General features: G+C 35.9%; 21 protein-coding genes. 12 read left to right on the top strand and 9 right to left on the bottom strand.

The features are described from left to right. Position 1 precedes the first annotated feature (1 nt). Both SMAR_RS00480 and SMAR_RS00475 read left to right on the top strand, forming a co-directional pair. Positions 2–3,121 carry a DEAD/DEAH box helicase gene (locus tag SMAR_RS00480; RefSeq protein ID WP_148676700.1) on the top strand — a complete coding sequence of 1,040 codons (3,120 nt, stop codon included), beginning with the start codon at positions 2–4 and terminating at the stop codon, positions 3,119–3,121. A gap of 392 nt (positions 3,122–3,513) precedes the next feature. After that, positions 3,514–4,011 (top strand): hypothetical protein, encoded by a 498-nt coding sequence (locus SMAR_RS00475; RefSeq protein WP_011838399.1) that lies wholly within the window; start codon positions 3,514–3,516, stop codon positions 4,009–4,011. A 46-nt stretch (positions 4,012–4,057) separates the two neighbouring features. On the opposite strand, the gene SMAR_RS00470 is transcribed toward SMAR_RS00475, so the two are convergent. Then, entirely contained in the window at positions 4,058–5,329 is a 1,272-nt protein-coding gene (locus SMAR_RS00470) for a threonine synthase (RefSeq protein WP_011838398.1), read from the bottom strand. A gap of 105 nt (positions 5,330–5,434) precedes the next feature. Here SMAR_RS00470 and SMAR_RS00465 point away from each other — a divergent pair, with 105 nt between their 5' ends. From SMAR_RS00465 to SMAR_RS00440, 6 genes are all read left to right on the top strand, one after another. Continuing rightward, entirely contained in the window at positions 5,435–5,893 is a 459-nt protein-coding gene (locus SMAR_RS00465) for a thioredoxin family protein (RefSeq protein ID WP_011838397.1), read from the top strand. Between the two features lie 241 nt (positions 5,894–6,134). Continuing rightward, positions 6,135–7,118, top strand: coding sequence for an NAD(P)H-dependent amine dehydrogenase family protein (locus SMAR_RS00460; protein WP_011838396.1), 984 nt, complete (start codon positions 6,135–6,137; stop codon positions 7,116–7,118). Positions 7,119–7,331: 213 nt separating this feature from the next. Continuing rightward, positions 7,332–8,603, top strand: coding sequence for an ABC transporter substrate-binding protein (locus SMAR_RS00455; protein ID WP_011838395.1), 1,272 nt, complete (start codon positions 7,332–7,334; stop codon positions 8,601–8,603). Positions 8,604–8,628: 25 nt separating this feature from the next. Then, positions 8,629–9,546, top strand: a complete 918-nt coding sequence (locus SMAR_RS00450; protein WP_011838394.1) for a carbohydrate ABC transporter permease — start codon at positions 8,629–8,631, stop codon at positions 9,544–9,546. Next, positions 9,543–10,415, top strand: a complete 873-nt coding sequence (locus tag SMAR_RS00445; RefSeq protein ID WP_011838393.1) for a carbohydrate ABC transporter permease — start codon at positions 9,543–9,545, stop codon at positions 10,413–10,415. The genes SMAR_RS00450 and SMAR_RS00445 overlap by 4 nt, the downstream gene beginning before the upstream one ends. Before the next feature lie 7 nt (positions 10,416–10,422). Further along, positions 10,423–11,496 carry an ABC transporter ATP-binding protein gene (locus SMAR_RS00440; RefSeq protein WP_011838392.1) on the top strand — a complete coding sequence of 358 codons (1,074 nt, stop codon included), beginning with the start codon at positions 10,423–10,425 and terminating at the stop codon, positions 11,494–11,496. Here the strand turns inward: SMAR_RS00440 and SMAR_RS00435 are convergent. Beyond that, entirely contained in the window at positions 11,493–11,927 is a 435-nt protein-coding gene (locus tag SMAR_RS00435) for a TrmB family transcriptional regulator sugar-binding domain-containing protein (protein ID WP_011838391.1), read from the bottom strand. The two genes, SMAR_RS00440 and SMAR_RS00435, sit on opposite strands and share 4 nt — an antisense overlap. Positions 11,928–11,968: 41 nt before the next feature. Beyond that, positions 11,969–12,541, bottom strand: coding sequence for a TrmB family transcriptional regulator (locus SMAR_RS00430; protein ID WP_011838390.1), 573 nt, complete (start codon positions 12,539–12,541; stop codon positions 11,969–11,971). A 109-nt stretch (positions 12,542–12,650) separates the two neighbouring features. Here SMAR_RS00430 and SMAR_RS00425 point away from each other — a divergent pair, with 109 nt between their 5' ends. Then, entirely contained in the window at positions 12,651–13,880 is a 1,230-nt protein-coding gene (locus SMAR_RS00425) for a glycosyltransferase (protein ID WP_011838389.1), read from the top strand. A 371-nt stretch (positions 13,881–14,251) separates the two neighbouring features. Beyond that, positions 14,252–15,787 carry an NADP-dependent glyceraldehyde-3-phosphate dehydrogenase gene (gene gapN / locus SMAR_RS00420; RefSeq protein WP_011838388.1) on the top strand — a complete coding sequence of 512 codons (1,536 nt, stop codon included), beginning with the start codon at positions 14,252–14,254 and terminating at the stop codon, positions 15,785–15,787. 236 nt (positions 15,788–16,023) lie between these two features. Here gapN and SMAR_RS00415 read toward each other — a convergent pair whose 3' ends face one another. The 3 genes from SMAR_RS00415 to SMAR_RS00405 form a co-directional block, all read right to left on the bottom strand. Continuing rightward, positions 16,024–17,241 (bottom strand): IS200/IS605 family accessory protein TnpB-related protein, encoded by a 1,218-nt coding sequence (locus tag SMAR_RS00415; protein ID WP_052833768.1) that lies wholly within the window; start codon positions 17,239–17,241, stop codon positions 16,024–16,026. Between the two features lie 62 nt (positions 17,242–17,303). Continuing rightward, a complete protein-coding gene (locus SMAR_RS00410; RefSeq protein ID WP_052833767.1) occupies positions 17,304–17,606 on the bottom strand; it encodes a hypothetical protein in 303 nt (100 codons plus the stop codon). 20 nt (positions 17,607–17,626) lie between these two features. Then, positions 17,627–18,793: a cation:proton antiporter gene (locus tag SMAR_RS00405; RefSeq protein WP_011838385.1), complete on the bottom strand. Its 1,167-nt coding sequence runs from the start codon at positions 18,791–18,793 to the stop codon at positions 17,627–17,629. 125 nt (positions 18,794–18,918) lie between these two features. Here SMAR_RS00405 and SMAR_RS00400 point away from each other — a divergent pair, with 125 nt between their 5' ends. Then, on the top strand, positions 18,919–19,623 hold the full coding sequence (locus tag SMAR_RS00400; protein WP_011838384.1) for an HAD family hydrolase: 705 nt from the start codon (positions 18,919–18,921) through the stop codon (positions 19,621–19,623). A gap of 74 nt (positions 19,624–19,697) precedes the next feature. Further along, positions 19,698–20,873, top strand: coding sequence for a DUF763 domain-containing protein (locus SMAR_RS00395; RefSeq protein WP_011838383.1), 1,176 nt, complete (start codon positions 19,698–19,700; stop codon positions 20,871–20,873). Positions 20,874–20,886: 13 nt separating this feature from the next. Here the strand turns inward: SMAR_RS00395 and SMAR_RS00390 are convergent, their stop codons facing one another. From SMAR_RS00390 to SMAR_RS00380, 3 genes are read right to left on the bottom strand one after another with little or no spacing between them, the layout of a single operon-like run. Then, complete coding sequence (locus tag SMAR_RS00390) at positions 20,887–21,801, bottom strand: hypothetical protein (RefSeq protein ID WP_011838382.1); 915 nt, start codon at positions 21,799–21,801, stop codon at positions 20,887–20,889. 54 nt (positions 21,802–21,855) lie between these two features. Next, the gene (locus tag SMAR_RS00385; protein ID WP_011838381.1) at positions 21,856–24,354 is read right to left on the bottom strand and encodes an AAA family ATPase; all 2,499 of its coding nucleotides are present in this window, start codon (positions 24,352–24,354) and stop codon (positions 21,856–21,858) included. Next, positions 24,351–26,357, bottom strand: a complete 2,007-nt coding sequence (locus SMAR_RS00380; RefSeq protein ID WP_011838380.1) for an ATP-binding protein — start codon at positions 26,355–26,357, stop codon at positions 24,351–24,353. The genes SMAR_RS00385 and SMAR_RS00380 overlap by 4 nt, the downstream gene beginning before the upstream one ends. Positions 26,358–26,361 lie beyond the last annotated feature (4 nt).

Raw genomic sequence — 26,361 nt, 5'->3', positions numbered from 1 at the left:
TGTGTTTTTGCGTATAAGAACAAAAACTATACTGGAAAAGCTTGGATACAACTATTTGTACCGAGTGGATGAAGGAAGCGAGCCAGAATACTCAAATGCTACGTTTTCAGATATTGTCCCGGAGTTCTCTAATCATCGAATAGGGAGTTTTAAACTTTATAAACACCAATATACGGGATACCAGGCACTGGCTCAGAGAAAAAACTTGATTATCAAGTCTGGAACTGGTAGTGGTAAGACAGAGGTTTGGATACTGCATGCTATGAATATGATTAAGAAAGATGAGAAAACACATGTCCTTGTATTATATCCTACACTTGCATTAGCGAATGATCAAATAAAGCGGATAAGAGAGTATTTGAGCCTGATAAATAAGGAGCCGATCCAACTCGATAGTGTTCGTAGAGCGGAGCTTGAAGCAAGTATTGGGAAGAGAGGGTTAAGAGACCTTATAGGAAAAACCAACATTATAATATCTAATCCAGCATTTATCCTACACGATGTTAAGAAACATTTATTACATCCTACTCGTTCACCCTTGTATAGTTTCTATAAACGCTTAGACATGATTGTTGTTGATGAAATAGATTTTTATGGTCCTAGAAGTCTTGCATTACTACTTGCACTACTCAGAATACTATCAGAATATAGCGATGTAAAACCACAAATCGCCGTATTAACCGCTACATTGTCTAATCCCGAAGATCTAGGTAAGTATTTAAAAGATATAACAAGTCGGGAATACGAAGTTGTTCAGGGTAAACCGTTTAATGTAGATAATCATCAATACATTATTCTAGGTAAAAACCTCGAGAATATCTGGAAGATCCTAGTAAACAATAAAGAATTAGTTGAAAACATCGGAGATCCTACTATAAGAAAAGAATTACTCAACGCTATTGATTCATTTAAATATTTTGTCGAAAACATACATAGAATAATTTCTATTGCTCATTCACAGGGAATAGATCTTCCTTCACCAAGTATTGATTATGGAGAAATAATTAATGAGTATTTCAAAGACGACTATGTTACGCTAGTATTTACATATAGTATTTCTATGGCGGAGGAAGTTGTTAGAACCATTAAGCATAGATATGGAGAAGATAAGCCTATAGCTTCTCATCACCATCTAGTTCCTAAGAAGAAGAGAGAGGAAATAGAGGAGAAGGCCCGGAAAGGATTAATAAAAGTAATAGTTTCTCCTAGAACATTATCTCAAGGCATAGATATAGGCACAATTGCTAGAATAGTACATTTAGGGTTACCGAGCGATGTACGTGAATATTATCAGAGGGAGGGGCGTAAGGGTAGGAGGAAAGAATTAGGATTTGCAGAGACAGTTATCATACCTTTCTCTAGGTGGGATAAAGAACTATTGTCTAGAGGATTCGATGTATTCGAGAAATGGCTTGGGCTAGGTATTGAGAAAACACTTGTTAATCCAGATAACCTCTACATTTACTTGTTTACTGGTTTAGCAAAGCTATTATCACCTTGGTATAGAGAAAAACTTAATGAACTAGAGGAAAAAGCTCTTAAGAAAGCAGGTGTTCTCACGAAAAAAGGCATCAATGAAAACCTTATGAAATGGATTTTTGAAAGAATTAATTTCTACGAGTTCGCACCCCCCTATGGAATAAAAAGATACCTAGTAAAAGGCGATAAACTGATCCCTCTAGAACCTATTGGGCATTGTGATTTAGTCGAGAAGTTCCAGCCTGGAAACATTGACTACTCTGAGGAAGCAATTATAACACACCTAGATACTGGGAAGACTACACGTTATGTGCGAGCAGTCTATGAGAAACCGATACGTGAAATAAACTTTTACAGTGACGATGCTTTCGCAGTAGCGTTAGAAGAGTATAGATATATTAAGATGAATTGGGGGGAGAAACCAAATATTATGCGAGACATATTAGCTGGTAGACTAACATCTGAAGAACTCTGTGTTGTCTATACTCCATGGAATGGTTTCGGGAAGTATAGGAAAATACCTGATAGATGTATATGGAAACTGAGATCGGAGAAGCCAAGGGTTCTAGTTCGTGGAGATAAAGCTATTGTATATTATGATCGTAGACAAATATATGTTCCTAAACCGACGGCTGGAGAATATAGAGACTATACGTACGGTTATTTATACAGCGTTGATCCTGGAGAGAACAGTGATCTGTTAAGACTGGGTTTAGCACTGCTAATGATCGTGTTAAGGAGATTATACGGTATAGCATTTGAAACAATAATGTATGACGTCATAAAACTAGGGGAATACAAGTATTTCAGTCTCCACGAACCAGAAGCAGCTGGAATAATTGATAAAATTAACTGGCTAGATGTTAGGAGGAAAATCGAGGAATACAAGTTTACTGATTTAGACACTATATTATTATCAGAAATAGATGATATATCCTATTCGATACTAATATCTTATGATTTTGAATGGGAAATAATTAGGCAACAAATGCTTCGTATTATAGATTATATTTTGGCTAGAGATAAAATTAAGGTATTATTTAGTGGAAAAGAAATAGTAGTGCCTAAGCCTAGTCCAGCATTGAAATTATTAGCGTTGTCGTTAATGGTTGAAGTAGTAGGCGAAGAAACTGAATTACCACGTATACTTGTAGCAATAAATGCTTATGATGGAGAAAAACATTATCCAGCAATTGCTCTATATCCACCCATACCATATATTAAACCTCCCCATGAAATTCTTGATGTTGAGAAAAAACTTTTAGAAAAGATCATGTATGAAGACTATAAGATCATTATACCTAATAAGGAGAAAACATTATATCAGCTGAAAACTGCGAACATGAAACAATTAGCATTAATTATTGGAAATATGCCGGATAAAACAATTGATATAACACAAAAAATCCAAACAATAAATCTTAAGAATGTTTCATTCCAAGAACTAGCGATACAATATACTGGACAAGAAAAAACAGTAAACCCATCAAGGATACGGGAAATACTGAAGACCATCCGTGAAAAAATGACCATATATGAAACACATAGAAAACAAATCATAGAATATCTTAGAAACATGTCGGAAACAACATATTTATCATATCTAATCATACAAGCTTTGATAAATGAAATCAAACAATAATCATTAGTCTAATAAATATTTTTGGAGGATATACGAAGTGAAATCGCCAACTAGAAATCAAACAAATAATCAAGGACCCCAGAAAGAACTAGAAAGCAAGGATATAGTCTCTTTTGCTTTCTATGCAAGACTATTTGCTTATTTGGATATTATGGTTGTTTTGATGGATTGGCGGGGTTCGTTTTATAAATCCTCACTAATATAATGGTTAATGATTTGGGAAATGCGGATGAAGGGCTCAAAGTGGTCTTGGTGGAGCCCCGATAGCCCCCACGATGAAGGGATGAAGCCCCAACCCAAGAGGGGGAAGCCCGTGCAGATATCCAAAATTTCCAAAACAACCAAAAAAATAAAGCACGGGCAACCACCTAGGAATTTATACGAGATACTATATGCCGAAAGGAAGGCTTCCATATAAAAAGAATAAAAAACTCGAGGAAAATGATCTTTTATTATTTATGGCTGGACTCGCCGAATACCCAGAAAAATTCTGGTCAAAAAGAAGAAGATTACGTGAAATAAAGAAAGCATTTAGGGAATCGCAAGTCAAGGGTAAAGCAGGCATATTCATTGTGGGGGGAATAATAATTGATGAAATAATAGATATTTCGAAGGTTGGATGGAAAAATAGTATAAGAAGATATCCTAATATAATATATAGTCCTCATTACTATAGAAAAAACGATTACCCAGTAGCGGTAATTGGTAAAGGATTCTTATTAAGGAAACCATTTAAAATAAGCACTAGCAAACTTAAGCCGACAAAGAATTTTATAGAGTTAATCGGTAAAGAAAATGCATATAATACTGCTAGAAACAATTATAGAAGAACGAGAATCATATATGTAAAAGATATTGATACAATTATAGAACAATTATTTTCTTACTAAGTGTTCAGTATCTAATTCTAGTAAAAATAGATAAGGAGGAGAAAAACTAGTTGAAATCAACTTTGTAGAACTCTTTAGCTTTAGCGAAGAATTCTTGAGGGTCGGGATTTATAGTTGGTGCATCTCCAGCCGTCTTCTTAACAATATCTGGATCCTTTAGGCCATGACCTGTTACAAGCACAACTATTGTTTCATCTCTATCTACTTTTCCATCCTCTAATGCTTTAATTAATCCTGCAAGACCTGCTGCACCACTGGGTTCAGCGAACAATCCTTCTAAGCTGGCTAAAAGCTTCATAGCCTCCAGTATTTCTTCATCACTGACTACTACTCCGTAACCATTAGTATTATATAGTGCTCTTAGCCCTGCATCTCCATCCCATGGAAAAGTGTCTTCGAGACCTGTAGCAATTGTTTCTGGAGGCTTCTCCCAAGGCTTTATCTTATTGGGGTCTGCTTTTTCCATCCATGCTCTAACAAATGGATGATTACCCTCAGGCTGTACAGCAACCATTCTCGGATACTTATTTATCCATCCAACATTGTTCCAATCACGAAAACCATTATAGACCCCTGTCAACAAGCTTGCAGCACCTGTTGGTACGAATACTTGGTCAGGAACATCCCATCCAAGTTGCTCAACGATCTCCATAGCTATAGTTTTCGGGCCTTCAATCTGGTATGGATTAAATGGTCCGAAACTCGGTGATGGATAGAAACCATATTTCTCCGCTAATAACCTCATCATTTTAACAGTTGGATCCTCTGCTTCAACCCATCTAACTCTGAAAACTTTTGCACCATAGAACAATAATTGAGCGATCTTACCGTATCCTGCGAAGTCAGGGACAAAAGCATATACTTCAATACCTGCTCTAGCACCATAAGCAGCCAACGCAGCTGCAGCGTTACCACTACTAGCCACCACCGCTCTCTTAAACCCGAAATACTTAGCCATAGATACCGAAACACTCATGCATCTATCCTTGAAGCTACCAGTAGGGTTGCGTGTTTCATCTTTCAAATATAAATTCTTTAACCCAAGCTTCTCGGCTAGTCTATTAGCTTTTATTAGAGGCGTTCCACCCTCGCCTATGCTAACAATATATTTCTCATCAGGTACCGGCAAGAACTCCTTATATCTCCACATGTAGAATTCTCTTTTCGCTAGATCCTCCGGTTTGACAGCATTCTTTATTGCTTCATAGTCATAGAATATATCGAGTCTCCCTAGATCCTTATTTATACACATCACTGGCTTCTCCTTTAAACTATATGTTCTTCCACACTTACTACATTTAAGTTCCTTAACGAACATATACCACACCTATAAAATATCCTATTTGTTATGGAAATATATTGACTACGAGACATAATAAAAACAAATAGCCGATTTAAAAACCTTGGTTAAAAGGTGTTAAATATGATCAGTACATTAATGGGGTATGATGAAGAACTCGCACCTATACTAGAGAAGATCGCTCACCGGATAATTTCTAGAAGAATAACATATACTTGTTGTTCAAAGATCTTTCGAGGAGTATTAGAGCTGAATGATTATGAAGAATTAATAAGCGCCATAAAAAACTGTAAGGTTACAGTAGTAAACTTTTACTCGACTAATTGTCCGTATTGTAGGGCTTACCACCCTGTTTTCGAATATGTGGCCTCAAAATACAGTGGAAGAGCAGGTTTCTACAGGTTGAATATAGATTATAACCCAGAAATCGCATGGAGAATGGAAATTTTGGGGACACCGACGACAATATTATTTGTCAATGGAAAACAAATCAATCAACTATATGGATACATCACACCAGAAGTTCTTGAAAGACATGTTGTTGCAGCGTTAGATAAAGCTAAATGCCTAAATAAAGGGTAGAAAATGTTTCATCACGAAGACATCTATATAATAACTTGACTATGATATTAATGAACCATTTAATCCATATATGGAAATAATAAGTAATTGTCAACGTTTTTCAGCTCTTATATGGGATAGAGAATGCTAGTTTTTCTTAGGGATAATTATGAGTCTTTTGTTACTTAAATCTCGGTAGTACTATTGGTAATTTTCAACTATTTTTATTTTGTTTTAAACATAACTATTACAGGTGATATTGATGAGGATCGGAATATATGGTTTTGGCTCTATTGGGCGTCTCGTAGCACGCGAAGCTGTTAAGCGTGGATGGGAAATTGTAGGAGCAATTGATATTGATGAAAAAATCATTGGTAAGGATATAGGTGAAATTCTGGGTTTTGAGGAGAAATATGGTGTAGTTGTGAGTAGAGATGTTGAGGAATTAATTGATGCTGACGTAGTTGTTCATGCTACAAGTAGTTATCTTGATAAAGTATATGACCAGATTCTTAGTTTGGTAAGGCTTGGAATAGATACTGTTTCAACATGTGAAACACTCTCATACCCATATTATCGTTACCCAGTATTAGCTAGGAAGCTTAATGAAGAAGCATTACGCTATGGAGTAACAGTTTTAGGAACAGGTATTAATCCAGGATTCCTTCTGGACACGCTGCCAATAGTGCTTACAGCACCATTCAATATTGTAGAGAAAATAGTAGCGAAGCGAAGCCTAGATGCTTCGAAGAGGAGGAAAAGCTTTGTCGAAAAGATAGGTATAGGAATGGATCCTGAAGAATATATGAAAGCTCTGAGAGAAGGAAAACTAACAGGTCATGTAGGATATGCAGAATCAGTTTATTTAATAGCAGATGCTGCCGGGATTCATTTGGATAAAGTAGAGGAAAGACAAGAGCCTATAATAGCTGATAAAGATATGATTATTGGAGAATTTAAAGTTAGGAAAGGAGAAGTAATAGGTATAAAGGGATATGGTACTGGATATAAGAATAGAAAAGAAATAATACGGTTAGAGTTTCATGCTTATCTTGGAGCAAAAGAATATGAAGAAATCATGGTTATAGGAACAGATTACGAAGTAAGATGGAGAAGCACGGGAACACCCGGAGACCAAGGAACAGTAGCTGTTGTTCTAAATATTGCAAACATAATAAATGATCTATCACCGGGATTACTTTTAATGACCGACATTATCCCTTTTAAACCGTTCTTTAAACATTAAACGAAGTATTACAAAGCATTTGTTTTTTCTTTAACATGCTACTTCATATGTGTATCTTTAAGTACATATGAGCCTAGTATAGTCCTCACTTATTTTTATTATATTTTAAAATTCTGTTTGCTTGTTTGTGGGAGGTTAGTGGAATGAATAAGCTTATATATTTGGGGGAAATTATATACTTAATAGTGATAAATAATCCTCCAGGGTAATATTATGAGTACGACCGCATCATCTAAATTACTTGTTGCAGTAGCGATCTCACTTATTGTAGGAATATTGATCGGATATGGTATAGGATATTTTACCATAAGTCCGCAGCAACCATCTCCAACTACAACAACACAAACACCAACAGAGAAAGTAACACTTACAGTAATAGGTCCATGGGCAGGTGCAGAGATGAAAGCATTTCAACAGGTATTAAACAAGTTTATGGAGGAGTATCCAAACATAAGGGTAGAGTATCGTATATATCGTGCTGAGGATTTAGCAAGTATTTTACCGCCACAGTTCGAAGCTGGTATGGCGCCTGGAGACGTAATATTTATGTGGGGTTGGTGGATAAAGGAGTATGGTGACAAAGGATATTTAATGGATCTCAGCGGCCTTGTTAATCCAGATGAATATATAAAAGGAATATTTGATCCCGTCAAATCAGGCAATAAAATATATGGATTACCGTTTACTGCATGGGCTAAACCAGGATTCTGGTACCGTAAATCATTCTTCCAACAACACAACTTATCCGTACCTAAGACATGGGATGAATTCCTACAATTACTAGACAAAATCAAACAAATACCCGGTATTAAAGCACCAATAGTTACAGGAGATAGTGTTGGATGGCCAATAAGCGATGTTGTAGAACACTTTATTATTACATTTGGCGGGCCAGATATGCAATTGAAGCTAATAAAAGGAGAAATAAAGTTTAACGATCCGCGGGTTAAACAGATCTTTCAAAACTATATAATACCTCTTATCAAAAAAGGTTATTTCAGCCCACCTATCGAGTGGACAAAAGCTGTTGAGGAATGGTGGAGCGGTAAATATGCATTATACTTTATGGGAACATGGATAACTGGAATGGTTGATGACCCTAATGATCTGGGGTTCTTCCCATTACCAGGATGTAAAGGAGTAGTTATGGGCACAGATTATTTGTTCGTGCCAAAGTTCACTAAACATCCACAAGAAGCCAAATTACTAGCTAAATGGCTAGCCACTGAGGGACAAAGGGTTCATGTAGGAACACATGCAGGTAAATTCGCTACATGGCTTAAAGTTAGTATAAAGGATCATTGGGCGCCAATGCGGATGGTTTACCAGAAAATAAAAACAATGACTCCTCTACCAGACTTAGATGATAGCATTGGTGGAGAATGGCAGAAACTATTCTGGGACCAGCTTAAACTATTATGGGTGGATCCGGACAAGCTAGACGATGTATTAAATACATTAACAGTGAATTTCCCAAGCAAATAGTAGAGTTGGAGGGAATATAGATAAAATGAGCATGTATAGACTAAATCCAATCCGATCATCTTTTTTAATACCAGCCCTCATCCTCATCCTTATATTTGTTGTTTATCCCATTTTTGCAACCATAATGATTAGCTTTAACATAAATGTTGTTCCCGGAGTAGATATAACTAATAAGCCTCCTAGTCTATATAATTACTATAAAGTTGTAACGGATGAGCGGTTCATTAATTTAGAAGGAATAAAAACACATACGTTTCCCATGGGTGCAATAGTGCACAATATTATATGGTTAGCAATACATTTGCCTTTAACACTTATTATAGGTATTTTATTTGCTGTTTATCTCCAATATGTTAAGGGCGGAAGCATAATAAGATCGTTTATTTTTATAGGAATGGTTATACCCATGATCGTTGGAGGCCTACTTATTTCGTTTAGCTTTGATAAAGATTTAGGAGTTGTAAATATTCTGCTCAAAGCAGTAGGTTTAGGCTCATTTGTTAAAACCTGGACAATATATCCCGATACAGCGTTGTTCTCACTAATACTGGGCTCCGTCTGGTTATGGAGCGGCTTCACTGTAACAATGTATTCAGCTGGTCTATCCTCTATTCCAAGAGAAGTTATTGAAGCAGCAATTGTTGATGGAGCTGATTTCAAAACAATACTGTTTAAAGTGATTATTCCCTTGCTTAAACCTGTAACCTTAACTGTTGTAGCCATGACTATTCTATGGGATCTCAAGATCTTTGATATAGTATATGCAGCTACACAGGGTGGGCCGGGAGGAGCATCTACAGTCCTAGCACTTTTGATGTATGAGTATTTTGCTCGTCTAGGAGACTATGCAATGTCAGCTACGGTAGCTACAATATTAACGATCATAATAATCCCAGTGGTTGTATTATGGATCAAAGCCACTCTACATGGTGAGAGAAAGTGAATAAACTAATTCGTTTCAGAAGAGCGGGTCTCATAGGTTCGCCTACTAAATTATTGATTCTAAACATTGTTGCATGGATAATTGGTATATTATGGATAACACCATTCATAGGATTATTCATGACTTCCATAAGGCCGTTTAGAGAAGTGGTATTGTATGGTTGGTGGGCTTTATCACCATTTAATCCAACATTGAAAAACTACTATGATGTCTTATTTAATCCTATGTTCTCATTATCTAAGGGAATAATTAATTCATTTATTATAGCAATACCAAGCACTCTCATACCCGTATTTGTAGCTGCATTAACAGCTTATGCTTTTGCTCGTTTCAGTTTACCTATGAAGAAATACTTATTTGCAACAATATTGTTTTTAATGGCTGTCCCGCAACAAATGACTATTATACCAATATTTTTCCTACTAAAAGACATGCATTTACTCAACACATATTTGGGATTAATACTTGTGCATTCATCATGGGGTATTCCATGGATCACGTTTTTCCTCAGAAATTATTTCTCATTATTACCCGTTGAATTAGAGGAGGCGGCAAGAGTTGATGGAGCTAATGATTTCCAGGTTTTCACAAAAGTAGTTCTACCATTATCTCTTCCTGGGATAATATCTGCCTCAGTCCTGCAATTCGCGTGGGTTTGGAATGATTTCTTCTTCGCTTTAATGCTAATATTTGATCCTAATAAAATGGTTGTTACACAAATGCTTCCAAGATTGAAGGGTCAGTTCCAGGTGGATTGGGGGCTTCTCTCAGCCGGCTCTATAGTTGCTATGATTATTCCTCTCCTAGTATATGCTTTCTTCAATAAATACTATATGAGAGGATTTAGAGGATGGGCTATGAAAAGGTGATCAATACATGGTTAAAGGCGTGAAAATCGAGAATTTATGGAAAATTTTCCCGCCCAACGTGGTGGCATTAAAAAACATCAATGTAGAGATAAAGCCAGGAGAATTCTTCGTCATCCTGGGGCCCTCTGGTTCAGGTAAAACAACTTTGTTGAGAATAATTGCTGGACTAGAAGTTCCCACTAAGGGGAGAGTAGTAATTGGTGATAAAACAGTTGTTGACGCGGAGAAGGGAATATTTGTTGAACCAAGAGATAGAAATATCGGCATGGTTTTCCAGAACTGGGCACTATATCCTCACATGACAGCTTATGATAACATAGCTTTTCCACTCAAAATAAAGAAGGTTCCACGTGAAGAAATAGATAAGCGTGTGAAAATAGTAGCTGAAGCACTAGGAATAGCTGATCTATTAAATCGTAAACCTGGACACATGTCTGGCGGGCAACAACAGAGAGTAGCTGTAGCTCGAGCACTAGTTAAACAACCAGATATACTATTACTAGATGAACCATTCAGCAATCTTGATGCACGAATCCGTGTAACGGCGAGAGAATTCGTAAAAGAAATACAGAAGAAACTTGGAATAACAACGATTCTGGTCACACATGATCAAGCAGATGCCTTTGCTGTGGGTGATAGAGTAATGGTTCTTAGAAATGGTGAAATGCAACAAATGGGTTCTCCAGAAGAACTATATAATGAACCTGCAAACGTCTTCATAGCTAACTTCATAGGTGATCCTCCAATGAATATCTATAAACTACCAGTCAACCATAGAATACTGGAACAACTAGGACTCAGCAAAAAATACGAGGGCAAGTATAATGAGTTATATATTGGTATAAGACCTGATGAAGCAGTAGCTCTCAAACAAGGTGATGAAGGGCATCTTGTCGGCAAGGTTGCAATTATAGAATATGTTGGTTCTAGGCGATATGCAAAAATGGATCTTGGAAACGGAATATCGATCCGTGTCTTATTGGAGGCAAAAATTGATCATGGAGATCTAGCAACTATAAGAATAAACAAACTACATGTATTCGCACCTAGTGGGGAGAGATTAGAAACAATAATATTCTAAATTATTTTTATCTCCATAAACCTAGCTTCTACATCTTCCATGCTAGCACCTATACCTCCTATCGAGACTTTTTCTCCTTCATGCGTTTCCATATATATAGTTCTCGTCCTATCATCTGGGCTCTTATAAACGCTTTTAGCGTATCCCTTGATCTCTACTGGTTTTCTATCCTTAACCCGATAACCTGTAACATATAGCTCTACTGAATAGCCTTGGCTGAGCGCATCCTTTATTATTGAAACAGCTAACCATTGATGCATCGTCCTATATGTATCGCCTCTCCTAATATTCAGAGGTTTCAATATTTCTGCGCTCCGCCAATAACCATAATAATATGTATCATTTAGTATTATCAATAACTCGTTCTCGGTAGTAAATAAAGTATAGTTATCACTAAATAACGCTGCACGACTAAGATCCTGTTCATACATGTTTATAAACCCTGTTGGCTGAAGCAGGATCATTAAATTATCTATTTTTCTAGTTCTTCATAATTATTCTTTTTCGGCTTCTCTAATAATGTTAAGCTGAATGGGATCTCTTTGTTATTCTTTAATTTCCTACCTAGAACAGAAACTAGTTCTTTGAGTAAGTTGTTATTTAGTGATGCATAACCATCAACTCTCATTTTCTTGATCCATTCACGTGTTCTCTCAATACTAGCCTCCAAACTATGAGATAACCAAATATATGGTTCATGGCTTTCCCTACTACTATATATCTTCTCTAATTCATTTACTATCCGCTTATTCATTTCAAGCACTTGTTCAACATATGACTTAACATATCTTGTCAGAGCCAGGCTGGGTGGGAGAGCTCTATATATTCTTGGTCTGCCAGCTTTCACTTCTACAAGTCCCTTCCTAGAAAGTGTCTCGAGAACATCATATATTCTAGGTAAGGGTATTCCTGCACGTGCAGCTAGTTTGGGGGCTGTTTCCTCTCCATATTTTAATAATGTTAGATACGCTTTTGCTTCATAACCTTTGATCCCAATGAATTCTAAATACTTATAAATTAGTTCTCTTACGTCTTCAGAGCTCATTTAAATCCCCAAATTTACTTCTTCCAAGTGATAAATTCTTGGAAACCTCTATATACTACGTCAGCTAAAATATATTAATGTACCGAGCCATCTACAGGTTGTGGTCTACATGTTAATACAAGATTTGTCACATAAAAACATAAAGGACTATACTTCAATATATGGAGAGGAATACATTAATAGAATAGTTGAAAAAGCGGAAAAACTTAGAGATATCACGTTAACACATGTTAATTCTACAAGTCTAGGTGGGGGAGTTGCAGAAATACTCTATAGTCTCGTACCTTTAATGAATAGTATAGGCATAACGACTAGATGGGAGGTTATCAAGGGAGGCAATGAATTCTTTAACGTTACCAAAAAGATACATAACGCACTACAGGGCGCAGAAATTGATCTTAGCGATGAAGAAAAGAGAATATATTTAGAAAATAATAAATGGAATGTTGAAAACGAACTTGTTCTAGATTCAACACATATAGTAGTTCATGATCCACAGCCTCTTCCCATAAGAAAATTCGCGGAAAACAATAAGAAATGGATATGGAGGTGCCACATAGATTTAAGCACGCCATATAAGCCTGTATGGTTATTTATTTCACAGTTACTTAGAGGATACGAAGCATCAATTTTCCATCTAAAAGAATACATTCATCCTGAGACACCTACACCTATTAAATACGTTATGCCCCCCTCAATAGATCCGTTAAGCGATAAGAATAAGGAGCTCTCATGGAGCACTATTGAAAAAATACTTAATAGATACGGGATCGATCCAGAGAAACCTATATTGTTACAAGTAGCAAGATTTGATCCATGGAAGGATCCTTTTGCAGCCATAGATGTATATAGGTTAGTTAAAAAAGAATTTCCAGATACACAGCTATTGCTTGTAACAAGTATGGCAACAGATGATCCTGAGGGATGGATATATTATGAAAAAACACTTAAATATGCAGGCATGGATGAAGACATATTTATTCTTACAAATCTCAAAAATGTTGGCACATTAGAAGTTAATGCTTTTCAAAGAGCAGCAACGGTAGTTTTACAAATGAGCAGAAGAGAAGGTTTCGGATTAGCTGTAACAGAAGCATTATGGAAGAGAAAACCAGTAGTTGCTAGACCGCGTGGAGGAATAAAGCTTCAAGTCATCGATGGTGTCACAGGTCATCTTGCGGAAACAGTTGAAGAAGCAGCTAAGAAAACAATATATTTAATCAAGAATCCGCAAAAAAGAAAGGAGCTAGGGGAGAACGGGTACAAGCATGTTCTGAAACACTTTACTATTGTTAGACATATAGAGAACTATTTGGATCTTCTAGCTAAAATTGTTTAATCGCTTTTCTAGGATACATTTATTTTTCACGTAGTATTATCATAGATTCTATAATTTCTGTTATTCATATAACTACATATTTATTAGGAGTAATATTGAATAAATATTATTAGACTATTCTCTTATTTAGATACTATGGTTATTTTGGAAATTGTGGAAGCTATAATTGTTTTGAGGGATAGTTGTTGGGTTCACTTTATAAACCCCTTATAACATACATGATTTAAAAAGAAATGCAGATGAAGGGCTTCAAGTGGTCGGTGTGGAGCCCCGATAGCCCCCTCGATGAAAGGATGAAGCCCTGACCCAAGAGGGGGAAGCCCGTGCATCATAAAGCACGGGCAACCACCACTTCCATGGGGCGTATCAATATGGATCGTGTTATTCTAGACTTTAAAGACAGTCTATTTAGAGATATATATAGTGTCCGCAAGGATGGAGTTCTGGTTTTCAAAACATTCATTAATGGTCAATGGATAGATAGCGGTGATTATTTAGAGGTTCACTCACCAATTGATGGATCATTAATAGCCCTTGTCAGTAAGCCTTCACTCGAGCTTGTTCATAAAACTATTGATGTAATGTATAATAAAGGTAGATGGGCTGTCCGTGATACTCCGGGTGATCGAAGGCTTGATCTATTAGAAAGACTTGCCGATCTATTATCTCATCACCGAGACGATATCGTAGAAGCATTGGTTATCGACAGTGGTAAGACATATTCGCAGGCAAGAGGAGAAGTAAATGCATCTATTGAGAGACTCCGTAAGGCTAAAATGGATCTTAGAAGGCTTATAGGAGAATATATACCTGGTGATTGGAGCCAGTTAACCTTAGAGTCCGAAGGGATAGTGCGTAAAGAACCCTATGGAATAGTTTTAGCGATTACACCTTTCAATTATCCTCTCTTCGACACAGTTAATAAGTTTACATATAGCTTTGTAGCTGGAAACGCTGTCTTATTAAAGCCTTCATCACTTGACCCAATACCCGTCATCTTATTCGTTAAACTACTCGAGGAAGCAGGATTTCCTAAAGAAGCATTCGCTCTATTAACCATTAAAGGGTCAGAAATGAAAGAAATACTGCCGGATAGAAGAATAGGAGCAATAAGCTTCACCGGTAGTACAGAGACAGGATTAGAAGTGATGAGAACTGGTGGAATAAAGAAGTATGTATTAGAACTTGGAGGAGGAGACCCAGCAATAGTACTTAGCGATGCAGATATCGAGCATGCAGCGGGAAATATCGCAGTAGGAATTACAAGCTATGCTGGACAGAGATGTGATGCAATAAAGCTTATACTAGTTGAAAAACCAATCTATGAAGAGTTCAAGAATAAACTCGTAGAAGAGCTTGGAAAATATAAGGTAGGCGATCCTCGTTGCCCAGCATATAGTGTTGGACCATTAATAACAAAATATGCTGTTGACAACGCAATGAAAGCTATAGAGGACGCCGTGAATAAGGGAGGAAAAATACTGTTTGGCGGAAAAAGACTTGGCGATACATATATGGAGCCTACATTGATAGAGTTAACAGATAAAAGCAAGCTGTTTAAGACAAAACTATTCGTTGACGAAGTATTCGCACCAGTAGCATTGATAACGCCTATTGAGAACGTGGATGAAGCAATAGAAATCGCTAATAAGAGAAGATACGGTTTGGACGCAGCAATATTTGGTAAGGATATCAATAAAATCAGAAAACTAATAAGATTCCTAGAGGTAGGAGCCATATATATCAATGAGTATCCAAGACACGGAATAGGATACTATCCATTTGGAGGCAGAAAAGATTCAGGAATAGGAAGAGAAGGAATAGGGTATAGTATAGAAGAAGTAACAGCGTGGAAAACAATAGTTTATAGTTATCGTGGAAGAGGCGTGTGGAGATATCTACTCTAAAAATAATACATCAATGCTTACATAAATGTCTCAATAACATTTTTTCTTTATTATATAAGCAATAAGTTAACCACAGGTATAATGGATAAGCCGGGAGCATATTCTATTAGAAGCTTATTCTTAACCTTATCAATGTTCTCCTCTAATAATAGAAGAGGATCTAGATAGTATAGGAATATTTTATCTCCTCCCTCACACGTTATTCTCCAGTAACGCTTAGAGTGGTTGCCCGGGCATTATCTTTTAGAAACTATGGTTATTTTGGGAATTGTTTGCACGGGCTTCCCCCTCTTGTGTCGGGTTTTCATCCCTTCACGGAGGGGGCTATCGGGGCTCCACACAGACCACATAGAGCCCTTCATCCGCAGATATTTGAGTGCTAGGTTCCACGAAGCAACAATGTCGCGAGTAACAATAAAGCCGTTGGGTAGTTTGACGTATTTATAGTTTATGAAAATTAATCTACCACCTATAGGAGACTTCTTAGAGCTGTATTTTGGGTCAATAAATACCGTTAACATATTTCTAATCAACGCTTTATAATAAATGTACTCCTGCACTCTACGATACGCCCATAAATGCATTCTCCAATTAAACATTTTACTTTTATTGTTTTTCTTAATATTCTCTAGATCCTCCAATACTATTACTGAGTTATGTTCATTAGCTATTTCTACAATTTTCTTGGCTATGTAGTGTGAGGTGTCTTTAAGAATATTTCTGGCTCTCCTCAACCTAGCTCTAACCATTCTAACCCATTTAACAAATCTCCAATTCCTAGGATATCTCTTCTGCAATTTCTCAGCAAGCTTCTTATAATGCAGTGCTTTACGTAAACCTTTGAATGGAATAGTACCCATTGTTACTAGTTTACCGTTCCTGTCTAGAATGGTATATGTTATATTATCGAAATTAATGTCTACACCCATTAATGTCCTAGGCTTCCTGAAAACAACTTGTTTTTCGAAAACCAAATAAACCCATATATTATTGTTTCTAAAAGATACAAGTATTTCCTTAAGATTCCAATCACTATTAAGATACTTGTTTATATAACTATACCATTTCAGCTTCACTATAACCCATTCATTATCTAGTACAGCTATCTTTAATGTTTTACTCTTCAAGTCCAATCTATAATCTTCATAGTCTATTCTAGCAGTTAATTTTCTCAATACTGGTTTTCTACTCCTATTCTTCTTAACGGATTTAACAATTTCTTTAGCTCTACGTTCAATTTTGTGGCAGTGATGTGCACGGAACCCCCTGCTCCTCAACAACATATAGAATCTATCATGTAGATTCTTCATAGATGGGATTCTATTATAAGACCATATCTGGTCTATAATGTACTGTGTCCAGTCACGATATGATCTAAGAAATAAATAGAGTTTGTGGTGGAGGCTGGGATCAGGAGCAACCCCCATAACCTTAACGGTTGCATAAACCCTCACCCCCAACCCCCACCATAAAATATTACATAAGAATATACAAAGAGAACACATAAATATAAACACTACAAAACAACAATAGTTTTCATAATTTCCAAAAATAACCATAGTATCCAAATAAGCGAATAGTCTAGCCTGGGATCATTGTTTATGGGATTATTATTGTGTTCTATTGGATAAAACTTTGAAAGTTTTTCACCAGTACATTGATCAATTATTTTCTCCGGATGTAAGTGAGGCGGTGTTTTGCCAAGTTTGCTTAGATCTTCTGGTATTGGTAATAATGTATAGCATTCTCTATTTAATGGTGAATAGTAGCCTCCATTGCTTGTCTCAAAGAATGCTCTTAGAATTAATAGTTTCGCCATAATTTTCCTCCTCAAACAGCTTATTTTGAAAAATGTTTTTTGAGGAGAAACGGTGTTGAAAGACTTGTTACGTAGATTAGTATAAGGGCTGATAAGTATAGCTCCATTGTTAGAACCCCGATGGTTAATCCTACAACGGCTATTACGAGATCAACACCCGCTCTAGGCATCATGCCGACACCTATGGTTAGAGATGATTTCTTATCCATCCTTAATAGATAAGCTGTCCCTCCACAACCCAGTATTTTACCGATTATTCCAGAAGCGACTATTGCAATTATAACACCTATTGTCTCTAATAAATTGATCTTACCGATCACAATCCATGGATTTAACAATATACCAGCATATACGAAGAAGAAGGGAGAAATTATTTGTACAAGTATCTCGAAAAACTCCATTGTCCGAGCACTTTTAACCACTCTACTCATAGCTAATCCTCCTAGATAAGCTCCTATGAGAGGAGATAATCCGAAATAAGCTGATATAATAGACATTCCAATACCAATCATTAATAAGTGTATTATAGGGGCATCAACAAGTCTTGAACGCATTATAAAACGGTTAAACAGCTTATTTGAAGAATAATAGAAGACTAGGAACAATGTGAAGATAAGTGCTAACCCTATAGTAATCATTGTTATTGATTCATGTCTTATTTCACCATAGAAAGCAATACTGGATATTAACGCGAAAAGTATCATAGCTATTACGTCGTCCGCAAATGCTGCACCTAAAATAATTTCTCCAACACGTGAACGTATAACTCCTAGTTCAAGTAGAGTCATACTTGTAACGCTAACACTTGTGGGTGTGAGAATTGTTGCTATAAATAATGATGTTATAAAACTATAATTGAAAAACATAGCAATAATGAAGGCTAGGATAAAAGTTAAAGCTACTCCGCCCAAAGCAACTAGTACGGCGTCAAAACCATATTTCTTAGCAGCTTCGATATCAGTTTCTAATCCGGCGAGAAATATTAGGATAACTATGCCTAACCATCCAATAACCTCTACATTATGAGTAACAGTGATTAATCCTAAAATACTGGGACCGACAATTATACCAGCCAAAAGATCTCCTAATATAGGGGGCTGACCTATACGAGCCATTATCTCCTCCAATACCTTGGCCATGAAAATAACTATGGCTAAGTCGATAAGTATCAATAATTCATTAGCCAAAACCTATACGCCCCATATCATTTAACTATTAACGCGAGATTAATTAAATTGTTTTAGATAACCAATAAAATCCAATAAAGAAGATATATAATTAAGATAATGATCATTCTGGAGAGCGAGGAAAAATGATCAAAATTGTATCATTCGATATATGGAAGACTCTTCTGGATACATCGAAATTCTACCAGTTAATATCTGAGAAGCTATCAAGCTTGACAGGGAAACCATTGGAGAACGTATACAAAGAATTAATGAACACATATTATGAAGCTATAGAAGCTAGGCTTAAAGGATTGTTTAAGAAACCAATTTATGATTCAGCAAAGTTTTTCGCCGAGAAAATGGGAATTAGCATTGATGACTTATTTAAAGCAACTGTTCAAGCAATCCTTGATGAAAGAATAAAGAATATCAGCTTCCCTGACTCCGAAAAAGCATTGATAGAATTAAAAAGAAGAAACTTGAAAATAGCTTTTCTAGGAAACGTATTGTTCTGGCCTGGAATGGCTACACGGATCATACTAGAGCAGAACAACTTGCTAAAATACGCTGATATAACACTCTTCGGCGACGAGATAGGTGTTCAGAAACCTGATAAAGAAGTATTTGAGATACTAGCAGATCAAGCAAATTGTAAGATCAATGAAATACTGCATGTAGGCGATAGCTTGATAAACGACTTCGCCGGAGCATTAATTGCCGGAGCAAGAGCAACACTACTAAAAAGAGGGATGGAAAGCGAGATCATCGTATTAAACAATAAAGCATATATAGTAAATAGTTTAGTAAAAGTCCCGCAAATAGTGGATTTAATAAATAACTATAAATAAGCACCTCTACGAATAATTCTTAATACATTGTTTATAACGGTTTTTAAACACCATATATTATTATGGAGCCTAAAATGATGCTCGAAGGAATCTCTGAGCTACCACTGCACCAAGGACATGTTCCGGCATGGCTAGCAAATATTATGAAAAGATTAGCCAAAGCCATTCTTGAGATCATGGTTGAGGAATTTGGTCCTGACAAGATTGTTGAGAGATTCTCTAACCCATTATGGTTTCAAGCTTTCAACAATGTTATTGGCATGGATTGGGATAGCAGTGGCTCCACAACTGTTACAACAGGCATATTGAAAGAAGTCTCATGGAATAATCCGGATCTTGGATTTCTAGTGTTAGGAGGTAAAGGAAGATATGCTAGGCAAGTTCCCGAAGAAATTCCATATGCAACTGAATTGTTAGGCATAAACTCTGATACTAGTAAGCTATTAGAGAAAGCCTCGAGAATAATAGCTAAAGTAGATTCCGTAATGCTTCAGGACAATTATACACTTTACCATCACGCATTATTTGTTTCCGAGAATGGTGTATGGGCTATTATACAGCAGGGTATGAATTTAAAACATAGAATGGCTCGTAGATATCACTGGTTCCAAGACACAAGCTTCTATGAGGATCCACATAAAGCTGTTGCAGGAATAAAACATGATCTAGTCTTGAACCTTGTATCACGTGAGAGTAGGAAGGCTAGAAAAACAATTCTCGACCTAGCAAAGGAGAATCCTAATACAATAATTAATGAATACAGTAGTTTGTTCAATAAGTTAAAGGGTCAGAGAGAAATATTATCATACATAACACCCTCTAGAACTGGGAGAATAAAACTAGAACGCATCAATAAAATAATTATTTATGAACCACTCCCACTACCTAAGCATATATTGGAGAAACTAAGGAGGACATATGAGGTACAACCAGGGAATTTAGATGATCTATTGTTGATTAGAGGAGTGGGCCCAAAAACAATTAGGGCATTAGCTCTTATGAGCGACTTAATATATAACGAGCCTCCAAGCACCAATGACCCAGTAAATACCCCATATGATCCCTTCAAATATGCTTACGCAATAGGAGGCAAGGATGGAGTACCGTATCCAGTAAATAAAAAAGATGCAGAAGAAGTTATTGCTACACTTGAAGATATAATATATTCAGCCAAAATTGGTAGGAAAGAAAAATTATTGGCAATGAAGAAGCTGTCAAAAATAAAGATAAGATTCCGGATAGTCTACTAGTTCACCATATATTTTAAAAACAGAGTAAAACATCATTTGGTTTTATACCGTATTTCCTTAGAAGAAACAATATCCTCTTCAATACAGCTTCGGAGCCAACGTTTTTCTCTAAATATATTCCTCTAGCTATTCTAGTTGCTGAGCGGAATCTCTTCCCCTTGGGATGTAATGGTTTTCTATTGAGAATATATGTTCTTCCACGCGGTAACTTGATTGGCAGATCCTTTTCAGCTATATATCCTTTCTTGTATAGCCATTTAACCGTTTTCACCAGCCATTCATTCCAATGATTTATCGAGAATACTGATCCATCCGGCATAATTACATATTTGGGTAAGCCGTGTTTTTCTTTCTCATAATTCTTTAATAATACAGCTTTTTCACATTTGCTCCGAGGAGTTTGATGCTGTTTTCTAATGTATTCTTGCATCCATAGCCATAGCGGGTTTTGCTTGAGAAATACTAGTGGATTCACTAATTTTAATGTGTTTGATAAGAAATCATAAATATTATGTTCATTTATTAAAAGACTGAATCTCCCATTAATGATGGGTTGTTCAAAAACATTATTAGGAATAACTAGTAAAACCCATTCAAGACCGTTAGTTAAAACAATGTTCCTAGGAGATCTGCTGAGAACAAGTAGATCTTTAACTTTACCATCTAAAACAAGAGGTTTCGCCATCTCATAGACTAAAACATACGCTACCGGGATCCTATTTATTCGTAGCACATAGTCTATATTAATGGTTTCTCTATGATGTTTAATAACATATTTCTTACTTAAGCTACCATCTTCTATTCTCCAACCAAGAATATTTAGAAAAGGCTCAATAACTTCCTCTCTAACTCTCTCCTCAGGTATTTTTCCTTCATCCCCCAATAACGCGGGAAGATGCCGTATTATCTCTATTAATTTAGAAAACAATTTCTCTATACCCATACATTATAATATCGGGAAAAATATTTAAAAGAAAAGCAACTAAGCCAGAAAGTCGAAAATGCTTCTAGACTTACTCACCTTCCTGCTTTTAAATTTTGGCTCAAATCCTCCTACTAGTTTTTCCTCTTTCTCCTCCGCTTCCCTAGTGGTCAGTATTGATGTGTATCCTTTGGATAAAATGTTTTCAATATATGTATAGTATTCTTTCGATAAATTATTACATTCTTCATAATTAACTATTGTTTCATTATTTTCCCTGTTAATATCAAGTTTTATTCTGCAATCACCAACATCTAATAGGTTCCGATCATGTGTTACAACGATTATTTGTCTCTTACCACGATTGCTTATCTCATATAGAAGTTCGCGAAGTTTCTCAACTCTTTCAGGACTGAATCCATAAGTTGGTTCATCAAGTATTAAAGTACTATTTCTTAACTGGGGAGTCATACTTCTAGCTACAGCATTTAATGCTAAACGATAAGCTAAGCTAACACTTGTTAATTGACCTCCGCTTGGTTGTGTAATTTCGCCAATTATTCTCTTAGTTTTTATTCGGAAAACTGGGCTGAATTTCTCATCTAGGTCAACATCTAATATCTCATGATCCTCCATCAACTTTAAGAAGTAATTTATAAATAATGAACGGAACTTATCATAAGCTATGCTCCTAACTCTTTCCTCAACCTTCTCCACTAAGTCATAGAATAAGCCTCTCCTATTTCTTTCGCCATATAGGAATTTCTTCATGTTTTCTAGGAACATTCTTTGCTCCTTAGTTTTTTGGTACTCCTCATAATATTCTTTTAACTGTTGAATCTGTTGTTTATAAGATTCTATTTCAGCCTTCACTTTTTCCCTTTTACCAATTAGATCTGTTTTCTTATTCATTAATAATTTATATTTTCTGGTTTCTTCATCAATTATTTTCTTTAACTCTGAAATAGAAGTCTCTATATGTACTAACTGTTTCTCCAATAGATCTTTATCCCTTATTTTCTGTTTCAACTTCTCTATTTCGTCACAGAGACGCTTTATTTCTGTGAGCTTAGATAATTTATCGTTCAATTCCATCTTTTCATTGATAAGCTTATCTCTTTCTTTATCAATGATCCTTAATTGTTCATCTAAGCGTTTAATTTCATTATTAATTTCGAGGTTTTTGTCTTCATACTTTTTCAATTCCTCAAGAGCCGTTCTAAGTAACTGTTGAATCTCTAATATCTCCTTCTTAATCGTCTCTATTTCGTTCTTTAATGAATTAATTAACTTATAGCCATGTTCATGTGCGATTTTTTGTTTACAGAGGGGACAAATTCCTTTTTTCAATAACTCTTCTTTTTCAAGAAGTTCTTTTTGTTTTTCAGATAACATCTCGTTTTTACTGTTAATTTTTGCTTTTAATTCTCCTATTTTTTCTCTGTACTTATTTATTTCTGCGTTTATTGTTTCTGATAAGTGTCTGTTTTCTTCTATTTTCTTTTGTAGTTCTTGTTTTCGTTGATCAATGTTCTTTAATTGTTTATCTATTTCTTCTAGTTGGCTCTTAATTTTCGATGATAAAACATCTAGTTGTATTGGTTCATTTAGTCCGAGAAGACTTGTTAGCTGTTTTATATTATCCTCTTTTGCTCGTAGTTCTTCTAAGCTATGCTTTATAACTGCTAGTTTCTGCTTTATATTGTTGCGTTCTTCCTGTTTTTTCTCGTATTGTTGCTGGTAGTTCTTGATCTCGTTTTCCAGCTTTCGAATAGATTCATCTACTTGCTGAATTGCCATATTTATATTGTTTATCTCTTTTTCAGCCTCCTTGATCTTCTTTTCTAGCTCTTCTATACTATTTTTACCAAGTATGCTTTCAAGTCTTTGTTCATAATTTCTCAAGTTTTTTATTTCACTATTAAGGATTTGAGATGTTAGCTTACTTAAGTTAGTCTTTATATTATTGTATTTGTCAATATTCAATGCTTTATTTATTAATAATATTCTTTCATTGTCTCCCAAGTTAATAATGTCGTTTACACTGAATTGAGGAACATATATAGCATTTGTGAATATTAGTGGTTTCTGCTTCGAAATTATCTCGGGTATACCTAATTCTTTCAGAACTCTCCTCTTTAATTCCTCCGAGGAATAATATCTGTCGTGAATTAGTTTTAGTTTTTGTTCACCATTTTCTTCTACATATTCGAATACTACTAATCTACCGCCCGGATCACTTACTTTACCCTCTGATCTCTTTATAAGTCTTCTTTCAACGAGTATTATTCTATTCTTTTGCTGTATTAATAGCCTAACATATCCTTCTCTTGTCCCTATTCTTAGGAGATCTTCGCCTTTAGGATAAGCATATCTCTCCATAGGATCAGGGATCTTAGATTTTGGTTGTCCAAATAATGCGTATGCTATACTTGATAATATTGTTGATTTACCTGTTCCCACATCTCCATATATTACTGTAATGCCTTGCCGCGGAAATACTATTGTTTTATCTATGTAGCTACGAATGTTTTTCAGTCTGAGCCCCAATATGATCATATATCTTCATCCTCTTCCTCTATGTTTTTAAATATCTGTGTCAATGCTTTCTTTTCCGTTTCCTTCACGTTCCTGATTTTTTCTAGATATTCTCTACTTAGATCTTCTGCGAGCTCAAAATAGCCGGGTATATATATTGGTATAGGCTCTTTAACTCTTAAGTCCGGAGTATAAAGGTATCCTTCACGATCACCTAAGCTTGTAAGTGTTTCTCCAGGTATTCCTATATTTGAGAAATAATTAATATCTGATACAAATTTCGTCCGCAAAGCTATGATAGTATTAAAGTTTGCAAGTATTTGTCTCTCAATTTGTGTTGCTAACTGTGTAATTGCTATAAGCCCTAATCCGAACTTTCTGCCTTCACGAGCTATTCTTGCAAACACGTTGTAAGGACTTCTAACCTTATCAGGGCTTAAATAGAGTGGTGCTTCCTCGGAGACAATAGCTATTGGCGGGAGCTCCTTGATCCTGTCAACTCCTAGACCCATGCGGGACTCGAATAATCTGCGAATAATGCTTTGAACAATAACGTCTCCTTGGCCTAGAGGTATTTTTGATACATCAAGTATTACTGTTTCACCATTGTTTATGTTTTCAACAATTTTATCTATTGAAAACGTTCCTGACTCAATAACTGTAACTTCTGGTTTAACATTTATTCCTAGCCATGGATATGCTCCTTTCTCTCTTATATTGTAGACTTCTGACACAGCATTAACCATGGCTTTCATGATCATAATTAAACTATATGGATCCTTAAGTAGCGGTGAAACCTTGAATACCGATGAATTATCATTTATAACTGTAACGGGCTTAGATGCCTCACCTACTCTAACTATCGCTGTTTTACGTGAGAGACCGAGTGTTCCCAGTATTAAGCGTCTATAAGTTCTTAGTTTACGAATATCTATTCCAGCATTTAATAATACTCTATAAATACCTTTCTTCTTCTGCTCACCTATTCCTTCATATCTAAATACATTATCAACAAGTATTGGGAGAAGTGCTATTACCTGGCCTGTAGGCTCGTCTCTTTCGTTTAGGAATACTCTTTTCCAAGCATCATCTATTTTTGATGCTTTGATGAGGCTTCCAATTATATCTATTGTTTCTTCTAAATCGCTAATCTTATCTGGGGATAGGTCTAGAACGTTTGCTAAATCATAGACGCTTATACTTGAAATATTCATTGTTCCAGATAATAGAACAACGGTATCTTTTGATAATGATTTTGTTCTATTCTCTCCCTCATTAACTGTGAACTCATAAATCTTTGCTTTCACTTCTAACTTATCATTCATAAATAATGCTTTAGCTAGTAAGTCCGCGAATCCATTGTTTTCTGTCTTACTATATTCTCCATGTCTATCAATTATTAGCCAAGCAATATTCTTACCACTATTTCTTGCCCACTGAATTATTATGCCCATTACACTTGTTGTTTTACCAGCACCTGTTTGACCCGCTACTAGGAAGTGTTTAGGTATAGATAATGATAGATCAAGGTTTAAAGGAGCATTTGTAAAGTATTTTTCTTCTCTAAGCTCTTTAGCAGGGGCTATACCGCTTCTCAACCAACCGATGGGAACAGTTTCTCCCTCACCCGTTATACCTTTGCTTAGCAAGTTCATTATTTTCTCAGACTCGGGATCCTTGGGATGCAGAACATATACTGGTGTATTAAGCGGCGGTGGCTGATATGGTTTTATAACAAGAGGTTTTTCGCTATTGATATTTCTTATTTCAAAGAATAAATATGCATTAGCGTACATTGATGTTTCTGCACTATATATAGGCGGTGCTTCCTCGAGATCCTTTACTATGGAGCCACTGCCGATCGGCAATTCTCCTTCGAATCCAACTATTTGAAGCAGAACATATCTATTATTTTGCTTTGTATATAGGATGTCTCCTATTCCTGGACGATAATTTTCGCGTGTAAGAACAACTTCTACGTGATCAGTTTTCCAAGAATAGATTAAACCAATAGGTTTAGACACACAT

The sequence above is a fragment of the Staphylothermus marinus F1 genome, from assembly GCF_000015945.1.
GTDB lineage: Archaea > Thermoproteota > Thermoprotei_A > Sulfolobales > Desulfurococcaceae > Staphylothermus > Staphylothermus marinus.
Note: the sequence above shows the minus strand (reverse complement) of the source record. Positions and strands in the feature narration are given on the sequence as shown.